Raw genomic sequence first — 16917 nt, 5'->3', positions numbered from 1 at the left:
AAACCAGTGACCTGGAATCCGCAACGACTCACGTTTCGTCGCACGGGTCAGCGGCGGGCGAGGGCCACGCACTGGCGGAGGAGGGCGATGGCTTGCCGGGCGTCGGCGGTGACGAAGGTCTGCCGCTCGCCCGCGCGGTCGCGCACGGCGCGGTCGAGGAGGTCGGCGTGCTCCGGCCAGCGGGCCGCGGCCGCTCGGGCGGCGTCGGTCTTGGAGACGATGCGGCCGGACTCCATCGTCTCCACCAGGCGGATGGGGCTGAGGGCCAGCCAGCGCACCGTCTCCGGGCGCACCGGGTCGTCCGGTCCGCGGTCGGCGAGCTCGGCCTCGGCGCTGTCGCCGACCGGCTCCCAGAAGTCGATGAGGTCGCTGCGGGCGCGGGTCGCCAGGTGCGTCGCAGTGTCCGGGTGCCGGTCCGCGGTCGGCGTCCAGATCACATCGCCGCCGTCCACGACGCCCTGCACGCCGTCCTCCAGCTCCCGCCAGGTCGCCCAGGTCAGGCTGCCGCCGGCGAGGGCGCTCAGCAGCACGCCCTCCACCACCTGCGGCGCCGCCTCCACCTGGTCGGGTCCGCGGGCGATCTCCGCCTCGGTGAGATAGACCCCGTCGATGTGCGGCGACGACTCGGCGTGCAGGGGAGCGAGCGCCGGGAGGTCGTCCACCGGGTCGCGGGTGACGACGAACACCACGTCGATGTCGCTGACGCCGTCGTGCCAGTCGCCGGTCGCCGCGGATCCGGTGACGACGGCGCGGCTGACCAGGCCGGGGGCGAGACGCCGTTGCTCGAGAAGAAATCGGGTGAGTGCCTCGCCGACCTGCGGCGGTAGCTGCGTGTCCATGATCCCCCTCTGATCGGGTCCTGTCAGACGATCGTCGCCTCCGCGTCGGCGAAGGCCAGGCGCGGCACGAAGAACAGCAGCACGGCGGCCACCAGTGCGCCGAGCCCGCAGATGGTCCAGACCAGCATGTAGCCGAACAGGCTCGCCGCGGTCGCCGTGACGGTCGCGGCGCCGGTGAGCAGCACGACGCCGAAGACGGCGGACGCGAACGAGCCGCCGATCGTCTTGGTCGTGTTCGTCATCGCGGTCGCGACGCCGGTCTGCCCGCGCGGGGCGGCGGCCGCCGCAGCGGCGGGGAGCGCCCCGACCAGGGCGCCGGAGCCGATGCCCGCGATCGCCATGTTGGTGAACACCTGCCAGGTCTCCAGGTGGAACGGCAGGAAGAGCAGGTACCCGATCGCCACCAGGAACGACGCCCCGATCAGCGTCACGCGCGGGCTCAGCCACGACGAGACGACCGGGAAGAGCACCGCACCGACGATCATCGAGATGAGGTACGCGCCGATCAGGATGCTGCGCTGCCCGGCGCTCAGCCCGAGGCCGTAGCCGTTCACGGGGTCGGTGCCCGCGTAGGTGCTGAGCGGGGCCTGGGCGCCGAGCAGGCTGATCCCGATCAGGCCGGCGGTGAGCTGCACCGGCCACATGTTCGGCTGCCGCAGCACGCGCAGGTCGATCGCCGGGTCCTTCTGCCTGAGCTCCCAGCGGCCGAAGGGGATGAACGCGAGGACGCCGAGGACGATCAGCGCCCAGACCCACCAGGTGCCGACCCCGTCGATGCGGAGGAACGTCAGGCCGGAGGTGATGAGCAGGAGGGCGAGGGTCAGCAGGACGAAGCCGACGCCGTCCAGGGTCCGGCCGCGGACCGGCTCCGACTCCGGGACGCCGAACAGGATCGCGAAGAACACGAGCGTGACCGCGGCGGCGGGCACCATGAGGGTGGTCGTCACGTTCTGGCCGAGCGCGTCGAAGAGCAGCCCGGCGCCGATCGCGCCGACGATGGCGCCGAACTCCAGGGCCACCACGAGCAGGCCGGCGGCGCGCCGGGTGCGCGACGCCGCGGTGTTCGTGCGGCGGCCGCGGTCGAAGATCAGCGCGATCTCCAGCGGCAGCCAGACCACGTAGAAGCCCTGCAGCGCGAAGGCGATGAGGTACGTCGTGAAGTCGTGCGAGAAGGCGAGCGCCCAGCTGGACAGCGCGGTGAGCACGGTCGCGACCAGCAGGATGCGCTTGTGCCCGAACATGTCGCCGAGCTTGGCGAGCACGGGGACGACGAGGGCGGAGAGCAGCAGCTGGGCGGCCTCGAACCAGTTGTAGTCGGCGTCGTGGATGCCCAGATGCTTGACGATGTCGGAGATCAGCGGCACGTAGTAGCCCTGCAGGATGCCGCTGGTGAGCTCGACCAGCGCGAGCCAGCCGATCAGCGCAGCGGTCGCGCCGATCGCAGTGGCCGCCCGACGCTGGGCGACCGTGTTCTCCGAAGTCATGCGCGGATGCTAGCACCTGCCGTGCCCTTGTACGGTAGATGTGTGGCCAGCGAACTCGACGATTCAGGTGCAGACGTCCTCGAAGAGACGGAACGGGAGGTCCTGGGCTGGCTCGAGTTCGGCGACGCGGCCCGTCACCTGGCGGGTGAGGTGGTCGAGTCCGGCTTCGAGCCCGACATGGTCGTGGCCATCGCGCGCGGCGGCCTCCTGCTCGCCGGCGCCATCTCCTACGCCCTCGGCATCAAGGCCTGCGGCGCCCTGAACGTCGAGTTCTACACCGGCGTCGACACCCGGCTGCCCGAGCCGGTCCTCCTCCCGCCGATGCTCGACTCCTCCGCCCTGGAGGCCAAGCGCGTGCTGCTGGTGGACGACGTCTCCGACTCCGGCCGCACCCTGGCGATGGTCGTCGACCTGATCGCGGCCTCCGGCGCCGACGTGCGCACGGTGTGCCTGTACTCCAAGCCGCGCACCGTCCTGGACCCCGACTTCGTCTGGCGCCGCACGGACCGGTGGATCACGTTCCCGTGGTCGGCGCTGCCGCCGGTGACGGCCTCCGGCCACTGAGCGGGACCGCCGCGCCCATGGTGAAGACGCTGGCGGAGCTCGCCGCCGACGGGTCGATGGATCCGGGCTGGGCGCAAGCGCTCGCCCCGGTCGCCGACCGCATCGCCGGGATGGGCGACTTCCTGCGCGCCGAGGTCGCGGCGGGGAGGCCGTATCTGCCCGCCGGCGACAACGTGCTGCGGGCGTTCCGCGCGCCGTTCGCGGACGTGCGGGTGCTGATCGTCGGGCAGGACCCGTACCCGACGCCGGGGCACCCGATCGGCCTCTCGTTCGCGGTCGAGCGCCACGTGCGCCCGATCCCGCGCAGCCTGCAGAACATCTACCGCGAGCTGCGCGACGACCTCGGCGTGGTCCCGCCGCCGCACGGCGATCTGAGCGCCTGGGCCGGCCACGGCGTGATGCTCCTGAACAGGGTGCTGACCGTGCGTCCGGGCGCTCCCGCCTCGCACCGCGGCAAGGGCTGGGAGCCCGTGACCGAGCACGCGATCCGCGCCCTGGTCGCGCGCGGCCGCCCGTTCGTGAGCATCCTCTGGGGGAGGGACGCCGCCACCCTGAAGCCGATGCTCGGCGGCAACCCGGTCATCGAGTCCCCGCACCCGAGCCCGCTGTCGGCGTCCCGCGGCTTCTTCGGGTCGCGCCCGTTCTCCCGCGCGAACGCCCTGCTGGAGCGGGCGGGCGAGAAGCCGGTGGACTGGTCGCTGGAACCGTAACGCCGCCGAAACGTGCGACGACGTACCCTGGAACGGTGCTGGAAGAGGAATACGAGACACGCCGGGTGCTGCCGCGGCACCTGCGCAAGCCGGAGCCCGCGGAGGCGCCGTTCGAGTACAGCATCCGCGAGGCGCGCGCGGAGGACCTCCCGCACGTCCGTGAGATCTACAACCACTACGTCGCGAACAGCACCGTCACCTTCGACGAGGACGCCATGACGCTGAGGGAGTGGAAGAGCAAGTTCGCGTACCTGCACAAGCTCGGGATGCCGTTCATCGTGGCCGAGTCGCCCAGCGGGCAGATCCTCGGCTACGCCCTGGTGTCGCCGTGGAAGCAGAAGCGCGCCTACCGTTTCACGGTCGAGAACTCGATCTACCTGGGCGCGGCGTCCACCGGCAAGGGCCTCGGCCCGATCCTGATGCAGGAACTGATCGACCGCTCGAAGGCGGCCGGCCTGAAGGAGATGATCGCGGTCATCGCCGACAAGGGCGCCGAGGCCTCGATCAAGATGCACGAGAACTTCGGCTTCACCGAGATCGGCCGCATGGGCCGCGTCGGCTACAAGTTCGACCGCTGGCTGGGGACGGTGCTGATGCAGAAGTCGCTGAAGTAGCCGATCCTTCAAGTCGGCCGGCCGCGCCGCTAGGGTGTGGTCCGTGACCACCGCCACCCCGCACCCCGGCGAGGTCGCCTCCGCCGCCCCGGCGACGCCCGCGAACCTCCCGCTCCGAAAGCGTCCGTTCGACATCTTCTTCGTCGTGATGTTCTCGCTGTTCAGCCTGACCTGCGTCATCAGCGACGCCATCCCGACGCTCGGGATCCCGCAGACCGCGACGACGACCAACATCCTCGCGCAGTGGAACTACACTTACTCGTCGCAGTACGACCCGCTGTACCAGCACGAGGCGCTGTGGCTGCGGTTCATCACCGGCACGAGCGCGTTCGTGTACCTGCCGTTCTACATCCTGCTCATCGTGTGCCTGGTCAAGGGGCTCAACTGGATCCAGCTCTACTGCGTGATCTACGCGACGATGATCATCAGCCTGACGGCCATCCCGATCTTCGGCGTCGAGTTCTTCGGGCCGGTGGGGGAGCGCACCCCGAACCCGGTCGTCTTCCTGCTCTACAACGGCCCCTACGTGCTGGTGCCGCTGCTGCTGCTCATCCGGATGCGCAAGCCGATGCCGTTCACCAGGAGGTTCTGAGATGCCGCTGCTGGAAGACCTGTCCGTCTACGAGGACGGCGACCTGTTCACCGTCTACGACCACTCCTACGAGGACGAGGACGCCGAGCCCGGCCGCGGGAGACTGCTGGGAACCGTGACGCGCGGCGCAGGCGGCGACTACGTCCCCGACGGGCCTGGCGCGATGTTCGCGTGGGTCTCGCCCGCGCGCACCATCGACGACGCGCTCGCCGCGTTCGTCGGCTGAGGCGGGCGCCGCCGGTTCACGCAGCCGGGTGCCGGCCGCCCAGCTCCAGCAGGCCGACGCCGCCGATCAGCAGCACCAGGCCGAGGATCTGCACCCAGGTCAGGGACTCCTTGAAGAACACCCAGGAGATGACGGCGATGACGGCGACTCCGACGGCCGACCAGATCGCGTAGGCGACGCCGAGCGGCACGCCGCGCGACAGCGACTGCGACAGCGCGACGAAGGAGGCGACGTAGCCGACGACCACGATCGCGAACGCCCACCACTTGGGGTTGTCGCCCGACGTGAACTTCAGGAAGGTCGTCGCCACGACCTCGGTCACGATGGCGATGGCGAGGAAGATGTAACCCAGCACGGGACCACGGTATCGATCGGAGGAGCACAGCGGATGGACGACACAGCACCGGTGCGGCAGTTGCGCATCGTGGTGGAGGCCGAGGACTACGACGAGGCGCTCGCGTTCTTCCGCGACGTGCTCGGGCTGCCCGAGCAGGCCAGCTTCGCCGGCGACGGCGGTGCGCGGGTCGCCATCCTCGACGCCGGCCGGGCGACGCTGGAGCTCGCGAACCCGGAGCAGAAGGCCATGATCGACGACGTGGAGGTCGGCCGTCCGGTCGCTCCCCGCATCCGGCTGGCGTTCGAGGTCGACGACGGGCGCACGGTCACCGCGCGGCTGGTGGAGGCCGGCGCCGAGCTGATCGCGCCTCCGACGGTGACGCCGTGGAACTCGCTGAACTCGCGCCTGGCGACGCCGGCGGACCTCCAGGTGACGGTGTTCCAGGAGCTGGGCGACGACGGCGCATAACGATTCGGGCATGCTCATCACGATTCGGGCATACGCGGCGGCGCTGTCTCGCAGGCGGCCCTAGGATTCGATCACGCAGCGACCGACCAGACGGCGCTGCACGGTACGAGTCGCGGGATTCGATGAAGGTTTTTCGCGCGCCGGTCGTCGGCGCATCAGGGGCGGCGCTCGTCCTGCTCGGGCTGCTGACGGCATGCGCCGCACCGAGCCCGGCCGCGCCGACGGCGCCCGGCCGGCCGAGCACTCCCACTCCGACGGCGACCGTGGCGTCGGCGCCGGCCCTGCGGGTGGCGACGACGTGCGACGCCCTCCTTCGGCCGCATCCGCGACGGCTGCGGCCGGGGCGGCGGTCCAGCAGCATGAGTGGACGCCCGCCACCCGCGGCGCGGTCCAATACGCGGACCTGCGAGCCGGTGGGCTCACCTGCGAGTACCGCGGGGAGGCGGCGAAAGACACGCCGTGGCTCGCCCCGGACGTGTTCGTGGGAGTGCTCCCGACGCTCGGTGCCAACGACGCTTTCGGCGTCTTCGCGAACACCGCGGGAGTGCCCGTCGACGACGACCACTACTTCGGCTGCCTGGACTGGTCCGGCTCGGCCGCGTTCTGCGAGTTCGGCGCGATCGTGGGCGACTACCAGGTGATCGGGAGCGTGCGGGTCCTCGATCGCGCCGCGCTCGACGAGGCAGCGGTCCGAACGGTATTCACGAACGCGACCGCCGTCGTCGGTCGCCTGGGCGCGCCCGCGCCGCTGTGGCAGCCGGCGGGCGGGAGCCTGCGCGGGGTCACCGCGCCGGACGGCTTCCTCCCGCTCGATCGGATCGCCGCCGCACTCGGCGTCGCCTCTGTGAACACCCCGAAGGAGGAGGGCGGCGAGTACACGACCACGCAGCTCGCCTCCGCCCAGCTCAGCGGCTCCTACTGGACGGACTTCAACGCGTCGGACAACACGGCCGGCGTCGCCATCGCGGTGCTTCCGGGAGGCGCGAGCTACTACGACGACGCCAAGCGCGCACCCCTGCCGGGCACGGGCGACATCACGCCCGTCCCGGGGCTCGGCGATGCCGCCTACCTCTCGACGTTCCGGGACGTCCTGCCGAGCGGTCCGGGCAGCCCGGTCCAGTACCTCGACGTGAAGGTGAAGAACAGCTGGCTGCAGCTCTCCGGCGCCTCGCCGGCCGTGCTCGAGCGGCTTGGGCGCGAAGTCATTGCGAACCTGTCCTGAGCCTTCTATGAGTCTCCTGCGGATCCGATCGCGGAGTTCCGCGGCGACCTAGGCTGACGTCGACGACATCGTCGGACGGCCCGCGTGGCGGGTCGGCCGAGTGAGGCCGATGGCACAAATCGTGGCCGGGAGCAGGGCTCCCGGCCACGTCCATGTCCGCCGGTCGTCGCGGCGCCGTTCCCCTCAACTCCGTGGCGTCGCCCTCCCGAGCACCGCGAACCCGGCCAGCGCGGCCAGCGCCGTCGGGACCAGCAGCCACGCCGTGACCCCGAGCGGTCCGTTGGCGGCGAACCAGGCGCCGACCGCCGGCCAGCTGGCGGTGAAGGTGATCAGCGCGGCGCCGCCGACGAGGAGCAGCACCAGCGCCGCGACCACCGCGAGCACTCCGTACAGCCGCCACCGCATGAACAGTGCCGCCGAGAACGCCCCGATCGCGAAGAAGAACAGCATCCCGCTGAAGACGATGAACAGCCGCCCCGCGAACGACTCGCCCGCGAAGTACACCGACGTGAACAGGTGGCCGCCGAGTCCCCAGCCGTTCGTCCACTCCTCGACCATCGACAGCACCGCGAAGCCCAGCGCGTAGCCGGCCGACAGCAGCAGGAAGGTGAGGCCGGAGCCGAGGGAGAAGTCGCGCCGCGTCACGCTGTAGCCGAGCGCGAACGGGAAGGTGGCCGAGATGACCTGGATGCCGACCACCAGCATGTAGACGAAGATGTAGAACGCTCCGCCGCTCCATTGCGTGCCGTCCAGCGCCTTCGCGCGGTCGGCCGGGGCGGTGGCGCCCCAGATGATCCACCAGATCAGCCAGTTCACCAGCCAGATGAAGAACATGATCATCACCGGCACGTAGATCGTCGTCCACTTGTTGACGAGGTTCAGCCGGACGATGCGCCAGGTGCGCGCGGCGGCGCCCGGGGAGGTGTGCAGTGCCGGCGCGCCGGGGGTCTGCGAGAGGGTGGTCATGCGCTCTGCTCGAATTCTGTCTCACGGACGTTGGTCTTGCGGACGATGAGTTGCTGGAGGGAGACCGGGGCCAGCTCCAATCCCGCGGCGGCGGCCTCGGCGCGCTCGGCGCTTCCGAGCCCGGAGACGGTCACGGAGGCCAGGCCGCCGATCCCGTCGCGGTGCAGCACCTCGCGGCGCGCGACGAAGGCGTCCACGGCGCCGCGCGGGCCGACCACGGTGGTCGCCGACGTGCGCAGGGTCTCGGCGTCGTCGTCCATCAGGATGCGACCCTGATCGATGACGATGACGTGCTCGAGGAGGTTGGCGACCTCGTCGATCAGGTGGGTGGAGAGGACGACCGTGCGCGGGTGCTCCGCGAAGTCCTCCAGGAGCCGGTCGTAGAACAGCTGCCGGGCGACCGCGTCGAGCCCCAGGTACGGCTCGTCGAAGAACGTCAGCGGGGCGCGGGAGGCCAGGCCGACGATGACGCCGACGGCGGAGAGCTGCCCGCGGGAGAGCTTCTTGATCCGCCGGTTCAGCGGGAGCCGGAACTCCTCGATCAGACGGTCGGCGAAGTCCGCGTCCCAGTTCTCGAAGAACCACGGCGCACTGCGGAAGACGTGCCGGGGCTGGAAGTCCTCCGGGTAGCGCTGGCTCTCCTTGATGAAGCAGATGCTCTTCAGGACGTGCGCGTTCTCGGTGGGCTTCTCGCCGAAGACCCGGATGTCGCCGGCCGTGACGAAGTCCTGTCCGGTGATGAGCTGCATCAGCGTGGTCTTGCCTGCGCCGTTGCGGCCGAGGAGGCCGTGGATGCGGCCGGGCTTGATGGTGACGGAGACGTCGTCGATCGCGGTGAACGATCCGAACCGCTTGGTCACCCCCGACACCTGCACCGCTGGAGCGATGGAGGTCGGGGCGGGGGCCTGGCTCATGCGCTGACACCTTCCTTCTGGATCATCTGGCTGAGCTGGTCGGGGCCGATCCCGAGCTTCGCCGCCTCGGCGAGCAGGGGCCGGAGGTATTCGTCGCGGAAGGCGTCGCGCCGTTTGGCGACGAGCCGTTCGCGCGCGCCGTCGGAGACGAACATGCCGATGCCTCGTTTCTTGTAGAGGATCCCCTCGTCGACGAGGAGGTTGACGCCTTTGCCGGCCGTGGCCGGGTTGATCCGGTAGAAGGCCGCGAACTCGTTCGTGGACGGCACCTGGGTCTCGGGCGGGTAGACGCCGTCGATGATGTCGTTCTCGATCTGCTCGGCGATCTGGACGAAGATCGGCTTGCCTTCTTCGATCATCCGAACCTCATGGGTTCATTAGTCATGTAACTAAGTAAGCAACAATGCTTCTATTTTGTCAAGGCTCTGTCTCGAGGGCATAGCGTGGACCCGTGGAACTCCATGAGATGACGGCGCTGGCGTTGTGGCAGGAACTGCAGGCAGGGCGGGTGTCGCCCCGGGAGCTGGCCACCCACTACCTGGACCGCATCGAGCGGCTGAACCCGCAGCTTGGCGCGTTCGTCACCGTCACGCGCGAGCGCGCGCTGGAACGGGCGGACGAGGTCGCCGAGCGGGTGCCGAAGACCGCTCCGCTGTGGGGTCTGCCCTCAGGCGACAAGGACCTCTGGCTGCGCGCGGGCGTCCCCGCCGGCTTCGGCTCCCGGGTGATGGCGGGCTTCGTCCCCGACCGCTCCGACGAGATCGTGGAGACCCTGGACGCCGCGGGCGCGGTGAGCCTGGGCAAGACCAACGCCCCGGAGTTCGGCCTCCCCGCCTACACCGAGTCGCTCGCGGCCCCGCCCGCCCGCAACCCCTGGGACTCCGGACTCGGCGCCGGCGGGTCGAGCGGGGGAGCGGCCGTCGCGGTGGCGAGCGGGATGCTGCCGTTCGCGCCCGGCTCCGACGGCGGCGGCTCGATCCGCATCCCGGCCGCCGCCTGCGGCCTGGTCGGGCTGAAGCCGTCGCGCGGCCTCGTCCCCGCCGGCAGCGGGATCGACTCGCTCGCGGGACTCGTCGTGGACGGCCCGCTCGCCCGGACCACCACCGACGCCGCCCTGCTGCTGGACGGGATGATCGCGAAGGTCGGCGGCCGCATCGACCACCACTACACACTGCGCGCGCCCTACGAGGACGACGGGCCGTTCCTCGGCACGGCGATCCGCGGGGAGGGCCGGTTCCAGCTGGGCGTCATGACGACCTCTGCCTGGGACGACGCCTACGACATCGTGATCTCGCCCGAGGCCCGGTCGGCGCTCGATGCGGCGGTCGAGGCGTTCGCGGCGATGGGCCACGGCGTCGAGGAGACGGCGCTGGAGCCCGACCCGACCTACGCGCCGGCGTTCCGGACCATCTGGCAGGCCGGCGCCGCGCGCATTCCCGCCGAGGGGGAGGCGCTCGCCTTGCTGGAGCCGCTCACGGCGTGGCTGGTGCAGCGCGGGCGGACCATCCTCGCCCGAGAGCTGAGCGAGGCGCTGAGCGCGCTCACCGCGTACGAGCGCTCCTTCATCCGGCAGCTGGCGTCGTACGACGCGGTGCTGACGCCGGCGCTCGCGCTCACGCCGCGGCCGCTCGGCTGGTACGACCAGGAGGACGGCGAGCGGAACTTCGAGCAGCAGGTGCTCTACACGCCGTTCACGTCGATGCTCAACGTCACCGGGCTGCCCGCGATCGTGCTGCCGGTGGCGGAGACCCAGGACGGCCTCCCGATGGGAGTGCAGCTGATCGGGCGGCCGGGCGGCGAGCGCACCCTGCTCTCGCTGGCCGCGCAGCTGGAGCGCCGCATCCACTGGGAGACCCGCCGGCCGCCGCTGTGGTGACCCCGCCACTCCCGGAGGCCGTCGCTGCCGGAGGAGATCGCCCCTCCCCAGCCCCCGATTCCCTCCGCTGACTGGTCCACCGCGGCGTGTCGGCCCGGTTCTCCTCCGTTGTCGACGCCGGCTCCGGAGGGCTACCCTGCCGGTGTGGACGATGAGTTCCGTCCGGTGCTCGGCGAGGCCGCCGCGCTCGCCGGGCGATGGCTGGACGGCGTCCGCGACGGGGCCATCCCGCCGACGGCCGACGTCGAGTCCGTCAAGGACGCGCTGGGCCGGCGGCTCCCCGGGCACGGCCCTGCGGCCACCGACGTCCTCACCCACCTGGCGTCCGCCGTCGAGCCCGGCCTGATCCGGATGCACTCGCCGCGGTTCCACGGCTGGGTGATCGGCGGGGCGCAGCCCGTCGCGCTCGGCGCCGACTGGCTGGTCGCCGCATGGGACCAGAACTCCGCCCTCCGGTCGGTGACGCCGGGAGTGGTCGCCGCGGAGGAGCTCGCCGCCGAGTGGCTGCTCGACCTGCTCGGCCTCCCCGGCGGCGCGGAGGTCGGTTTCGTGACCGGCGCGACCGTCGCGAACCTGGTCGGCCTGATCTGCGGCCGAGACGAGAGCCTGCGCCGCGCGGGCTGGGACGCCCGGACCGACGGCCTCGCGGGAGGGCCGCGGGTGCGGTTCCTCGTCGGAGCCGAACGCCACGGCTCCGTCGACAGCGCCGCCGTGCTGGCCGGGCTCGGCGCCGGCCGCCCGGTCGCCGCCGACGACCAGGGCCGGATGCGCGTGGACGCGCTGCGGGAGGCGCTCGCCGACGGGGACGGTCCCGCGGTGGTGGCGCTGCAGGCCGGCAACGTCCACTCGGGGGCGTTCGACCCGCTCGCCGACGCGATCGAGGTGGCGCACGCGGCGGGCGCCTGGGTGCACATCGACGGCGCGTTCGGGCTGTGGGCCGCCGCGGCCCCGGGCCTCCGGCACCTGACCGAGGGGATGGCGGCCGCCGACTCCTGGGCCACCGACGCGCACAAGACCCTCAACGTCCCGTACGACAGCGGCGTCGCCGTCGTCGCCGATCCTGGCGTCCTGCACGCGTCGCTGGCGCAGCACGCCGCCTACCTCGCCGCCTACGCGGGAGCCTCCGACCCCGAGGACCGGGTGCCGGAGCTCAGCCGCCGCGCCCGCGGCGTCCCGGTCTACGCGGCGCTGGCCCAGCTGGGACGGGCGGGCGTGGCCGGCCTCGTCCAGGGCCTCGCCGACGCTGCGACGGCGATCGCGGACGGCCTCGCGGGTATCCCCGGAGCGCACGTGCTCAACGACGTGGTCTACACGCAGGTCTGCGCGACCTTCGGCGACGACGAGCGCACCCGTCGGGTGGGGGAGGCGCTGCGGGCGGGCGGCGTCGCCCTGGCCTCGCCCTCCGCCTGGCACGGCCGGGCGGTGCTGCGATTCTCGGTCAGCAACTGGCTCACCGACGCGGCCGAGGCCGCCCGGACAGTCCAGGCGGTCCGGGAGGCCGTGGCGGTCACGGCCTAGGCGGTCGCGGTCAGCGTCCCGCCGCGTACCCCTGCATCCCGCGCGGGTTCGCGGCCGCCGACAGCACGCCGGTCTCCGGGTCGCGTCCGACCGACGACAGCCGGCCGAGCGTCCAGCCACCCGCCCGGGTGACGACGTGCCCGCGCGCCTCCAGCCCGGCGATGACCTCCTCGCCCAGCCGCGACTCCACGACGGCGCCCGCCGGCACCCAGGTGCGCGGCCAGAACGACTCCGCCAGCGACGTGGTGTGCAGCGCCGGAGCGTCGATCGCCTGCTGCGGCGTGTAGCCGCCGACGAGCGTGCGCAGTAGGTAGAGCAGCTGCCACTGGTCCTGCTGGTCGCCGCCCGGCGAGCCGAGCGCGGTCACCGGCACGCCGTCGCGCAGCACGAGCGTCGGGGTGAGGGTGGTGCGCGGGCGCTTCCCCGGCGCCAGGGTCGAGGCGGACCCCTCCTCCAGCCAGGTCATCTGCAGGCGGGTGCCCAGGCAGAAGCCGAGCGCGGGGATCGTCGGAGACGACTGCAGCCAGCCGCCCGACGGTGTCGCCGAGACGATGTTGCCCCAGCGGTCGACCACGTCGAGGTGGCAGGTGTCGCCCCGGGTGGTCCCGTCGCGGGCGACGGTCGGCTCGCCCGTGCCCGCGATGGCCTCCGCCGCCGGGGGTTCGTAGGCCGTGCGCAGCGGCGGGAGGAACGGCTCGGCGCCCGCGATGCGGCCCGGACGGAACTCCGCGGAGGCCCGCTCGCCGATCAGCGACCGGCGCGCGGCGATGTAGCCGGGCGCGAGCAGCTCGTCCACCGGGACGCGCGCGTCGCCGAAGTACGCGTCGCGGTCGGCGTACGCGAGCTTCTGCGCCTCCAGAATGGTGTGCGCGCCGAGCTCTGTCGACGGGTCGAGGCGGTCGTCGTCGAAGCCGTCGAGGATCGCCAGCGTCTCCAGCAGCGCCGGCCCCTGGCCCCAGGCGCCGGTCTTGGCGATGGTCCAGCCGCGGAACTCCAGCGTCGTGGCGGGATCGTACGTCGCCCGGAAGGCGGCGAAGTCGGACTCCGCGATCACGCCGGCGTGGTCGGTGCCGGGGGAGTGCCGGTGCGGGATCCGCGCGAACGCGGCCGCCTCTCGCGCGACGAGGCCGGTCGCCCACTCGGTGCGTGCGGCCTCGACGCGCTCCTCGCGGGTGGTCGCGCCGCCGCGGGAGGTCGCCTCGTCACCCGCCGCGATCAGCCCGCGCAGCACGGCGGCGTAGGCGGGATTGCGGATCAGCTCGCCGGGCTCGGGGATGCGCCCGCCCGGCATCCACCGCTCGGCGGACGACGGCCAGTGCTCGGCGAACAGGCCGGCGACGGTGCGGATGGTGGCGCAGACGCGCTCCAGCACGGGATGCCCGTCCTCGGCGTACCCGATGGCGAACGCGAGCACGTCGGCGAGCTCCCAGGTGCCGTGATCCTTCAGCAGGAGCAGCCACGCGTCGACCGCGCCGGGAACGGCCGCCGCCAGCGCGCCCGCGCCGGGGACGAGCTCGAGCCCCTCGGCGAGGTAGTGCTCCCGCGTCGCGGCGGCCGGCGCGGGACCCTGCCCGGCGAGCACGACGGGCGTCGGGTCGTCCGCCGTCGCGAACAGTGCCACCAGGTCGCCGCCCGGGCCGTTCAGGTGCGGCTCCACGACATGCAGCACGAAGGCGGCGGCGACCGCGGCGTCGAACGCGTTGCCGCCGCGCTCCAGCACGGCCTGCGCGGTCGCCGCCGCCAGCCAGTGCGTGGAGGCGGACATCCCGAACGTCCCGGTCAGGGTGGGGCGGGTGGTGACGGCGGGCGGCGGGGTGAACGTCATGGTCCCCAGTCTGCACCGGGTCCGCGGGCGCCCCTCCTCGAATAGGGTGGTGCTCCGTGTCCGTCACTCACCGCCTGGGCCGCGCCGACGCCGATCGGCTGCACCTCGCCCTCATGCTCGCCCTCACGTTCTCGACCGGTGTCGTGGACGCCACCGGCTACCTCGGCCTCGACCGGGTGTTCACCGGCAACATGACCGGCAACGTCGTGCTGCTCGGGATGGCGCTGACCGGCACGACGAACCTTCCGATCCTGCGGCCGCTGCTGGCGCTCGCCGCGTTCCTCGCGGGCGCCGTCGTCGGCAGCAGGCTCGTCCGCCGCGACGACGGCTGGTCTGGCCGGGTGACCGCGACCCTGTGGGTGATCGCCGGCCTCTTGACCGCGATCGCCGTGCTGCTGGCGTTCGCGCTGCACCTCGACCCGCAGCTGGTGGGCACCATCGCCACCTCGGCGCTCGGCTTCGCGATGGGGATGCAGGCGGCACTTGCCCGCCGGGTAAAGGTCGCCGATGTGACGACCGTGGTGGTGACCTCCACCCTGACCGGCCTCGCCGCCGACAGCCGCCTCGCCGGCGGGAACGGCTCGCTCTGGGTGCGGCGCGCGCTCGCCGTGCTGCTCATCACCGCCGGCGCGGCGGCGGGCGCGCTCGCGCTGCTCGTGCACGTGTCCCTCGGCGTGCTGGTGTCGGCCGCGATCACGATCGTGGTCGCCTCCCTCGGCCACACCGGCCACCGCGCCCGCGCGTCGAGCGGCGCCTAGTCGACGCGCAACGCATTCGTGACGAATGTCGCCTTTGGGGGCGCCAAACGCAACATACGTCACGAATGTGCGGTCAGCCGATGCGTGCAGATTCGTGCGGAATGTCGACATTGGCGGCGCCAAACGCGACATTCGTGCCGAATGTCCGCTCAGTCGAGGAGGTGCCGCAGCGGCGCCGGCGCCCGGTTGCGCCACGCGTCGGTGATCAGCTCCCGCAGCAGCCCCGGCTCGATGTCGGAGAAGTCGACGTGCGCCGACGACAGCCGCCCGGCGTACCACTGCTCCGAGCAGTGCTCCGGCCACGCCGCCGCGGCCTCCCGGATGCCGGCCTCGCCGAGCATCAGGTTGACCGTCGAGGTCTCCGGGTCCAGCATCGTCGCGAACCGCTTGCCGCGGACGCGGAACGCCGGCAGGCCGCCGTGCTCGTACTCCTCGGCCTCCGGGAGGCCCAGGGCGAGGCGATGCACGGCGGCGGCGTCCATCAGTTGACGGGACCCGTGTACTTCTCGCCCGGCCCCTTGCCGATCTCGTCCGGGAACGGCGACGCCTCGCGGAACGCGAGCTGCAGCGAGCGGAGGCCGTCGCGCAGGCTGCGCGCGTGCTGGTCGCCCAGGTGCGCGGCGCTCGCCGTCACCAGGCCGGCGAGGGCGTCGATCAGCTTGCGGGCCTCGTCCAGGTCGGTCTGCTGCTCCGGGTCGTCCGCCAGCCCGGTCTTCACCGCGGCGGCGCTCATCAGGTGCACGGCGGTGGTCGTGATGACCTCCACCGCGGGCACCTCGGCGATGTCGCGCGTGGCTCCCGCGATCGCCTCCTCCTCGTGGTTGTGACCGTCGGAAATGGGGGATGTGTCGCTCACTGCTTTCCTCTGTTAGAATCGTTCGGGCTCCGGGGCATCTGCCTCGGGACGAAAGTGGAGATTCCTCCCACCCGCGCTTGACCGCTTTTACAGGTTACCGGGTCGTTGCACTCCGCCGACGTGCGTCAGCACGGCGGTAGCCAGGGTGCTGCACCAGCCCTGCGAGACGAATCCTTCGGGAAAATCGGGTCGCGGGGCTGCGCTGGTGCGTGGAATCCCCGCTTTCTCCGAACCGTCGAAAGACGGCCCGAGCACTCGAAGCATCGCTCATCAGAGGAGACTGACATCAGCGAACCCCGTACGAATGACCGTATCCGCGTCCCCGAAGTTCGACTCGTCGGCCCCAGCGGAGAGCAGGTCGGCGTCGTCAAGATCGAGGTCGCCATCCGACTCGCGCAGGAGGCCGATCTCGACCTGGTCGAGGTCGCGCCCAATTCCAAGCCGCCGGTCGCGAAGATCATGGACTACGGCAAGTTCAAGTACGAGGCTGCGCAGAAGGCCAAGGAGGCCCGGCGCAACCAGGCGAACACCATCCTCAAAGAGGTCCGGTTCCGCCTCAAGATCGACAAGCACGACTACGAGACCAAGCGCAAGCGCGCCGAAGGCTTCCTGAAGTCCGGCGACAAGGTGAAGGCCATGATCCTGTTCCGCGGCCGCGAGCAGTCGCGCCCCGAGCAGGGCGTCCGCCTGCTGCAGCGCTTCGCGGAGGACGTCGCCGAGTTCGGCCAGGTCGAGTCGAACCCGACCATCGACGGCCGCAACATGGTGATGATCATCAGCCCGCTCAAGAACAAGTCCGAGGCCAAGGCCGAGGCCAACGCACAACGTGCCGCTTCCAAGGCGCGCGCCCAGGGGCGCGACCAGGAGGCGGTTGCTGAGACAGCCGACGCTGCTCAGTCCGAAGAGAGTTCGCCCGCCCAGGCGACGAACGAGGAGAAGTAATGCCCAAGCAGAAGTCCCACTCCGGCGCCAAGAAGCGCTTCAAGATCACCGGCAGCGGCAAGGTCATGAAGCAGCAGGCCGGTATGCGCCACAACCTGGAGGTCAAGTCCAGCGACCGGAAGCGCCGCCTCAACCAGGAGCAGGTCGTTCCCGAGGTGGATGCCAAGGTCATCCGCCGGATGCTCGGCAAGTAATCCCCCCGACAC

General features: G+C 71.6%; 21 protein-coding genes. 12 read left to right on the top strand and 9 right to left on the bottom strand.

Annotated features, from left to right (window positions below):
* Nucleotides 1–47: 47 nt before the first annotated feature.
* Both HNR13_RS16325 and HNR13_RS16320 read right to left on the bottom strand, forming a co-directional pair.
* Nucleotides 48–839 carry a nucleotidyltransferase domain-containing protein gene (locus tag HNR13_RS16325; RefSeq protein ID WP_218881248.1) on the bottom strand — a complete coding sequence of 264 codons (792 nt, stop codon included), beginning with the start codon at nucleotides 837–839 and terminating at the stop codon, nucleotides 48–50.
* Between the two features lie 23 nt (nucleotides 840–862).
* Complete coding sequence (locus tag HNR13_RS16320) at nucleotides 863–2323, bottom strand: MFS transporter (RefSeq protein ID WP_179607477.1); 1461 nt, start codon at nucleotides 2321–2323, stop codon at nucleotides 863–865.
* Nucleotides 2324–2365: 42 nt separating this feature from the next.
* Here HNR13_RS16320 and HNR13_RS16315 point away from each other — a divergent pair, with 42 nt between their 5' ends.
* From HNR13_RS16315 to HNR13_RS16295, 5 genes are read left to right on the top strand one after another with little or no spacing between them, the layout of a single operon-like run.
* A complete protein-coding gene (locus tag HNR13_RS16315) occupies nucleotides 2366–2887 on the top strand; it encodes a phosphoribosyltransferase family protein (protein WP_179607475.1) in 522 nt (173 codons plus the stop codon).
* 17 nt (nucleotides 2888–2904) lie between these two features.
* A complete protein-coding gene (locus HNR13_RS16310) occupies nucleotides 2905–3597 on the top strand; it encodes a uracil-DNA glycosylase (protein WP_179607473.1) in 693 nt (230 codons plus the stop codon).
* A gap of 35 nt (nucleotides 3598–3632) precedes the next feature.
* Nucleotides 3633–4211 carry a GNAT family N-acetyltransferase gene (locus HNR13_RS16305; RefSeq protein ID WP_179607472.1) on the top strand — a complete coding sequence of 193 codons (579 nt, stop codon included), beginning with the start codon at nucleotides 3633–3635 and terminating at the stop codon, nucleotides 4209–4211.
* A gap of 43 nt (nucleotides 4212–4254) precedes the next feature.
* Entirely contained in the window at nucleotides 4255–4803 is a 549-nt protein-coding gene (locus HNR13_RS16300) for a DUF2781 domain-containing protein (RefSeq protein ID WP_179607470.1), read from the top strand.
* A 1-nt stretch (nucleotide 4804) separates the two neighbouring features.
* Complete coding sequence (locus tag HNR13_RS16295; RefSeq protein ID WP_179607468.1) at nucleotides 4805–5029, top strand: hypothetical protein; 225 nt, start codon at nucleotides 4805–4807, stop codon at nucleotides 5027–5029.
* A 16-nt stretch (nucleotides 5030–5045) separates the two neighbouring features.
* Here the strand turns inward: HNR13_RS16295 and HNR13_RS16290 are convergent, their stop codons facing one another.
* A complete protein-coding gene (locus HNR13_RS16290; RefSeq protein WP_343063586.1) occupies nucleotides 5046–5384 on the bottom strand; it encodes a DMT family transporter in 339 nt (112 codons plus the stop codon).
* A 33-nt stretch (nucleotides 5385–5417) separates the two neighbouring features.
* Here HNR13_RS16290 and HNR13_RS16285 point away from each other — a divergent pair, with 33 nt between their 5' ends.
* Together HNR13_RS16285 and HNR13_RS16280 are read left to right on the top strand one after the other, a co-directional pair.
* Nucleotides 5418–5834, top strand: coding sequence for a VOC family protein (locus HNR13_RS16285; RefSeq protein ID WP_179607466.1), 417 nt, complete (start codon nucleotides 5418–5420; stop codon nucleotides 5832–5834).
* A 193-nt stretch (nucleotides 5835–6027) separates the two neighbouring features.
* Complete coding sequence (locus HNR13_RS16280; protein WP_179607464.1) at nucleotides 6028–7056, top strand: hypothetical protein; 1029 nt, start codon at nucleotides 6028–6030, stop codon at nucleotides 7054–7056.
* A 183-nt stretch (nucleotides 7057–7239) separates the two neighbouring features.
* Here HNR13_RS16280 and HNR13_RS16275 read toward each other — a convergent pair whose 3' ends face one another.
* Genes HNR13_RS16275 through HNR13_RS16265 form a run of 3 tightly spaced genes read right to left on the bottom strand, consistent with a single transcriptional unit; the run spans nucleotide 7240 to nucleotide 9295 of the window.
* Nucleotides 7240–8022, bottom strand: a complete 783-nt coding sequence (locus HNR13_RS16275) for a hypothetical protein (protein WP_246312794.1) — start codon at nucleotides 8020–8022, stop codon at nucleotides 7240–7242.
* The gene (locus HNR13_RS16270) at nucleotides 8019–8936 is read right to left on the bottom strand and encodes an ABC transporter ATP-binding protein (RefSeq protein ID WP_179607462.1); all 918 of its coding nucleotides are present in this window, start codon (nucleotides 8934–8936) and stop codon (nucleotides 8019–8021) included. The genes HNR13_RS16275 and HNR13_RS16270 overlap by 4 nt, the downstream gene beginning before the upstream one ends.
* Complete coding sequence (locus HNR13_RS16265; RefSeq protein ID WP_179607460.1) at nucleotides 8933–9295, bottom strand: GntR family transcriptional regulator; 363 nt, start codon at nucleotides 9293–9295, stop codon at nucleotides 8933–8935. The genes HNR13_RS16270 and HNR13_RS16265 overlap by 4 nt, the downstream gene beginning before the upstream one ends.
* A 107-nt stretch (nucleotides 9296–9402) precedes the next feature.
* Here HNR13_RS16265 and HNR13_RS16260 point away from each other — a divergent pair, with 107 nt between their 5' ends.
* Together HNR13_RS16260 and HNR13_RS16255 are read left to right on the top strand one after the other, a co-directional pair.
* Nucleotides 9403–10812 carry an amidase gene (locus tag HNR13_RS16260; protein ID WP_179609563.1) on the top strand — a complete coding sequence of 470 codons (1410 nt, stop codon included), beginning with the start codon at nucleotides 9403–9405 and terminating at the stop codon, nucleotides 10810–10812.
* Between the two features lie 144 nt (nucleotides 10813–10956).
* A complete protein-coding gene (locus HNR13_RS16255; protein WP_179607458.1) occupies nucleotides 10957–12330 on the top strand; it encodes an aminotransferase class V-fold PLP-dependent enzyme in 1374 nt (457 codons plus the stop codon).
* Between the two features lie 10 nt (nucleotides 12331–12340).
* On the opposite strand, the gene HNR13_RS16250 is transcribed toward HNR13_RS16255, so the two are convergent.
* On the bottom strand, nucleotides 12341–14155 hold the full coding sequence (locus tag HNR13_RS16250) for a gamma-glutamyltransferase family protein (protein ID WP_179607456.1): 1815 nt from the start codon (nucleotides 14153–14155) through the stop codon (nucleotides 12341–12343).
* A gap of 56 nt (nucleotides 14156–14211) precedes the next feature.
* On the opposite strand from HNR13_RS16250, the gene HNR13_RS16245 reads away from it, so the two are divergent.
* On the top strand, nucleotides 14212–14913 hold the full coding sequence (locus HNR13_RS16245; RefSeq protein ID WP_343063585.1) for a YoaK family protein: 702 nt from the start codon (nucleotides 14212–14214) through the stop codon (nucleotides 14911–14913).
* Nucleotides 14914–15062: 149 nt separating this feature from the next.
* Here the strand turns inward: HNR13_RS16245 and HNR13_RS16240 are convergent, their stop codons facing one another.
* Together HNR13_RS16240 and HNR13_RS16235 are read right to left on the bottom strand one after the other, a co-directional pair.
* Nucleotides 15063–15395: an MmcQ/YjbR family DNA-binding protein gene (locus HNR13_RS16240; RefSeq protein ID WP_179607454.1), complete on the bottom strand. Its 333-nt coding sequence runs from the start codon at nucleotides 15393–15395 to the stop codon at nucleotides 15063–15065.
* The gene (locus tag HNR13_RS16235; RefSeq protein WP_179607452.1) at nucleotides 15395–15769 is read right to left on the bottom strand and encodes a DUF1844 domain-containing protein; all 375 of its coding nucleotides are present in this window, start codon (nucleotides 15767–15769) and stop codon (nucleotides 15395–15397) included. The genes HNR13_RS16240 and HNR13_RS16235 overlap by 1 nt, the downstream gene beginning before the upstream one ends.
* Nucleotides 15770–16054: 285 nt before the next feature.
* Here HNR13_RS16235 and infC point away from each other — a divergent pair, with 285 nt between their 5' ends.
* Together infC and rpmI are read left to right on the top strand one after the other, a co-directional pair.
* Complete coding sequence (infC, locus tag HNR13_RS16230) at nucleotides 16055–16711, top strand: translation initiation factor IF-3 (RefSeq protein ID WP_179609559.1); 657 nt, start codon at nucleotides 16055–16057, stop codon at nucleotides 16709–16711.
* Nucleotides 16711–16905 carry a 50S ribosomal protein L35 gene (gene rpmI / locus HNR13_RS16225; protein WP_179607450.1) on the top strand — a complete coding sequence of 65 codons (195 nt, stop codon included), beginning with the start codon at nucleotides 16711–16713 and terminating at the stop codon, nucleotides 16903–16905. The genes infC and rpmI overlap by 1 nt, the downstream gene beginning before the upstream one ends.
* Nucleotides 16906–16917: the final 12 nt, after the last annotated feature.

The organism is Leifsonia shinshuensis, from assembly GCF_013410375.1.
Classification (GTDB): Bacteria; Actinomycetota; Actinomycetes; order Actinomycetales; family Microbacteriaceae; genus Leifsonia; species Leifsonia shinshuensis.
The sequence above is the reverse complement of the archived record's forward strand: the minus strand, read 5'-3'. Positions and strand labels throughout refer to the sequence as shown.

What these genes read in the sequence shown, in the direction of transcription:
- HNR13_RS16325 (WP_218881248.1), bottom strand. Translation starts at nt 839, where the DNA reads ATGGACACGCAGCTACCGCCGCAGGTCGGCGAGGCACTCACCCGATTT.
- HNR13_RS16320 (WP_179607477.1), bottom strand. Translation starts at nt 2,323, where the DNA reads ATGACTTCGGAGAACACGGTCGCCCAGCGTCGGGCGGCCACTGCGATC.
- HNR13_RS16310 (WP_179607473.1), top strand. Translation starts at nt 2,905, where the DNA reads ATGGTGAAGACGCTGGCGGAGCTCGCCGCCGACGGGTCGATGGATCCG.
- HNR13_RS16295 (WP_179607468.1), top strand. Translation starts at nt 4,805, where the DNA reads ATGCCGCTGCTGGAAGACCTGTCCGTCTACGAGGACGGCGACCTGTTC.
- HNR13_RS16285 (WP_179607466.1), top strand. Translation starts at nt 5,418, where the DNA reads ATGGACGACACAGCACCGGTGCGGCAGTTGCGCATCGTGGTGGAGGCC.
- HNR13_RS16280 (WP_179607464.1), top strand. Translation starts at nt 6,028, where the DNA reads ATGCGCCGCACCGAGCCCGGCCGCGCCGACGGCGCCCGGCCGGCCGAG.
- HNR13_RS16275 (WP_246312794.1), bottom strand. Translation starts at nt 8,022, where the DNA reads ATGACCACCCTCTCGCAGACCCCCGGCGCGCCGGCACTGCACACCTCC.
- HNR13_RS16270 (WP_179607462.1), bottom strand. Translation starts at nt 8,936, where the DNA reads ATGAGCCAGGCCCCCGCCCCGACCTCCATCGCTCCAGCGGTGCAGGTG.
- HNR13_RS16265 (WP_179607460.1), bottom strand. Translation starts at nt 9,295, where the DNA reads ATGATCGAAGAAGGCAAGCCGATCTTCGTCCAGATCGCCGAGCAGATC.
- HNR13_RS16260 (WP_179609563.1), top strand. Translation starts at nt 9,403, where the DNA reads ATGACGGCGCTGGCGTTGTGGCAGGAACTGCAGGCAGGGCGGGTGTCG.
- HNR13_RS16250 (WP_179607456.1), bottom strand. Translation starts at nt 14,155, where the DNA reads ATGACGTTCACCCCGCCGCCCGCCGTCACCACCCGCCCCACCCTGACC.
- HNR13_RS16240 (WP_179607454.1), bottom strand. Translation starts at nt 15,395, where the DNA reads ATGGACGCCGCCGCCGTGCATCGCCTCGCCCTGGGCCTCCCGGAGGCC.
- rpmI (WP_179607450.1), top strand. Translation starts at nt 16,711, where the DNA reads ATGCCCAAGCAGAAGTCCCACTCCGGCGCCAAGAAGCGCTTCAAGATC.